Genomic DNA, 3,301 nt, shown 5'->3' on the forward strand with positions numbered 1-3,301 from the left:
GTTCTTTCAGAAAGATGTGACACATGCACTATTCGATTGTTCATTCTGGTGCGTCCAAGACCGTCAAAGCGACGCAGGAAAATGCTCAAGACTTGGACGATGCCCTGAAGGATGTTAAATCCGCGTTGGACGACCTTGGAAACGTGCTGAAGCATTCAAATGCCGTCGCTGGTGCGGTGACCGCTGTCAAAGAGGGTGCTGTTACGCCTGCTGCAGACACAGTGATGTCTAAGGTCCGTACCGCGACTGGCTCTACCAGTGATGCTTTAGATTCCTATGCGCAGGGTGATCAAACAATGTCTTCTAATGCCGGTTCTGCGCCGGGTAGCCCAGACATGCCGGGGGTGGGGTAAGTGAGTTTTGCTGTTGTTGACCTCGATGATCCGGGCGAAATCAGAGCAAAGGCATCTGATGTTCGGTCAAAGTTTAACGACGCTGCAGATGCCATGCAGGTGGTCCGTAAAGGCTGGAGTCCAATTCAAGACCACTATGCGGCTCCGGAAGCGCCTACCGTGACCGGGGCAATGGATGCTCCGCATAAGATTGTCGGTGACCTTGATGACGCCGGCGATAAGATCAAGTCTGCCCTAGATGATTATGCCTCTGACCTTGACGGTCTAAAGGAGCGCCGCAAGGCACTCATAGACAAAACTAATGACTATAAGGCGATGGATCCGGATGATGACGATGAATCCGGGCAGGAGGATAAGGAGAAGCTTCGAAAGGAAATCGAAACCGAAGCTATTTCGCTGGCAGAGGATAAAGACGATATCCAGAATCGATGCCGGGACCGTCTGTTAGCAGTCAGCATCGATGAAAATGATGCTTCTGATGCCAAAGACAAAGCACCCAGGGCGAAAGAAGGTGCCGGAGAGAATATCGTGGGTGCCTTCGCCAATGCTATGTGGGATAGCGTTACGCGTAGCAACGATCTAGATGGCCGATGGGGCCCTGTGGCACAAATTGGCAATATATATTTTGATAAATGGGCGTATATATTCAAGGGGCTGCAGTGGAGTATGGGCAAGAAGGTCCCTGTGAGTTTTGCTGATGCCAGATGGCAGATGCCGAAAACGCTTCAGCGAATGACGGCGGGGAGCTTTGGTTTACTGCATTCCGCTGTGCGGTGGTCCCCTCTAGGTGACTCATGGAACCCGATGCGGACGGCTGGCAAGGCTAAAGGCACCGTCGAGACCTTGGCTACCCGCGCTCGGATGCGGATTAAAAGCCGCAATAACTGGGTTGCGAAAAAACCGATTGACCAGGGGGCCCTTAACGACGTTGGGAAATACGCTAAGGTGGCTAGCCGCGCTTCCTCGGTTATAGGTATAGGGGTAACAGCTGCTACCAGCTGGCAGGAGGATTCGAAAACGCACCCATCCATGGGTAATGGAGAGAAAGCCGTCCGAGCCGGTGTGACAACGGGAGCTACGCTTGCCGGTGGCTTGGGCGGCGCTAAAGCTGGCGCCATGGTCGGTGGCGCGGTCGGCTCTGTTATTCCAGGCGCCGGTACCGCCGTAGGGGCGGTTATCGGAGGGTTCGTCGGCGGTGTTGCAGGCGGTATGGTCGGTGGACGGGCTGGAGATGGGGCCAAAGAGGTCATGAGCTCGTGGAAAGACTGAACTTTCAGTGAGTAGCAAAGCCTGAAACTGACGCCAAGTAAATGTTTCCTCGTCATGGCGACGTCGAGATAAAAGGACAACCTAGCTCATGCATAACCCAGAGATTGAGTTCACGCTCTCAGAGCATCGTGATGCACGGTTCAGGCTCCCCATCCCGCAAGACTGGGAGATGGACACCTCCGGTAGTGATCAAGGAGTGTTCATCTATATGGGGTCAGAAGCGTGGGGTAGTAGCCGTTTTCGTCCGAACATTGTGGTGATTCAGAGAGCCTACGATCATCGGCACGATAACGATGAAGACTATTACCGCGAGATCCTCGCCACGGACGCCGGGCTAGCGGACCAGCTGGCTGAATACCGCAACATCCACCTCAGCTGGGACACGCTAGGTGAGGATAGCGCGGCCGTGTTGCGCGTATCTTCCTACCGGAATGAGGAAGGAACACCGCTGATGCTATATCAGTGGAACGCACTACGCTCCGGCCTAGAAGTGAATTTTGCCATCACGTTCCCCACGGCTGACTATTCGGTGTGGGCAGACCTTGCATACGCATGGGCGAAGGATTTCGAATGGACAGTCTAGAAACTAATCAAGAGGAACAACAGTTCGCAATCGTTCTGCCCCGCGAGCAGTTCCTTCAACTATTGCGCGGCGAATTCGAAGGTGACGGTCCCACGCTTTATGACGTAGCCGACGAGTGTGTTTTAGCGAATGGTGAGGCTCCAGCTCAGTATGCACAGTTTTGGGGGATCTACACGACCCGTCGAAGCTTCATGCAGGTTCGGCGGCTGCGTCCGGATGGAACCGAAAACAAGGTGTATATGTGGACCGGCCCGCGAGGCGTTATCTTTGCGGTCGAGAATCACACCGAAAGTGTTGTGACGATGAGTGCCGCAAGCCTCGACAGCCGATTCACGCTCCTGATCGACGGTATGGTTTTGGGGCGGCGCGACTTCCCACGAGAGTATGAGCCGGGATACGGCGTGATCCAGCAGAAGGATATTCTCAAGCTCCTCGAGCCTGATGGTCTACCGTCTTCCGAGCTGGCTGCGTCTGCGAAAGCACTCGCTGACTCGGTTGCTCACGTGCAACCTGGGATGGCCCAAGACCTTGTGGACGGTCAATACGAGATCATCTCCATCATGGGTGAGTGGGAAAGCGGAGATCGCGACGAGACAGCGAGCGTCGTCTACTTTGATACGCCGCACGGTTACCTTCTGCATAACACGGAGCGCCAGATGCTGCGTAAAGAGCACCATCTCGAGCCCGCGCCTGGTTGGTACATCCTCCTCCGCGCTATGGAGGTGCTGCCACCGGAACCGGTGATCGCTTCATGGCAGGAAGAAGCCGACGCACACAGAGACTGAACACCTCACTCCACTGGATGTGCCGCAGGTGGTGGGACGCCGGTTTGCGTAAATGCCAATGTTTGCTGGTATAGATATTGGCTTTATCGGTTGTCTCGGGCTGGCTAGTGTTTCGCCTCCTTATCCGTTGGTGTTGAGGGAGCAGTTCAAAAACAGCTACCGTTCCCCTCTTGACGAGGGAGAAGGTTGCTGTTTCCTCGCTAAACTCCCCTTGGCCCCTACCGGTGGATACATACCTCTCAAGAGTGTTAAGTAGTTCCTGCCAGAAAATGTCGACGTTTGTCCACGCATCCATCGGCATGATCTGAACC

The 3,301-nt window shown here is 54.7% G+C and carries 4 protein-coding genes; all 4 read left to right on the forward strand.

Features of this window, described 5'->3' with window-relative positions:
• The first annotated feature begins 23 nt into the window (after positions 1 to 23).
• The 4 genes from HMPREF3160_RS06710 to HMPREF3160_RS06725 all read left to right on the forward strand — a co-directional run bounded on the left by HMPREF3160_RS06710 (position 24) and on the right by HMPREF3160_RS06725 (position 2,990).
• Positions 24 to 353, forward strand: a complete 330-nt coding sequence (locus HMPREF3160_RS06710; protein WP_070490799.1) for a DUF6507 family protein — start codon at positions 24 to 26, stop codon at positions 351 to 353.
• Entirely contained in the window at positions 354 to 1,622 is a 1,269-nt protein-coding gene (locus tag HMPREF3160_RS06715) for a hypothetical protein (protein WP_070507711.1), read from the forward strand.
• Positions 1,623 to 1,710: 88 nt separating this feature from the next.
• Positions 1,711 to 2,205, forward strand: coding sequence for a hypothetical protein (locus HMPREF3160_RS06720; protein ID WP_035754811.1), 495 nt, complete (start codon positions 1,711 to 1,713; stop codon positions 2,203 to 2,205).
• Entirely contained in the window at positions 2,193 to 2,990 is a 798-nt protein-coding gene (locus HMPREF3160_RS06725; RefSeq protein ID WP_070507713.1) for a hypothetical protein, read from the forward strand. Before HMPREF3160_RS06720 ends, HMPREF3160_RS06725 begins: the two co-directional genes overlap by 13 nt.
• Positions 2,991 to 3,301: the final 311 nt, after the last annotated feature.

This window comes from Arthrobacter sp. HMSC06H05 (genome assembly GCF_001807395.1).
Taxonomy (GTDB): Bacteria; Actinomycetota; Actinomycetes; order Actinomycetales; family Micrococcaceae; genus Pseudoglutamicibacter; species Pseudoglutamicibacter albus.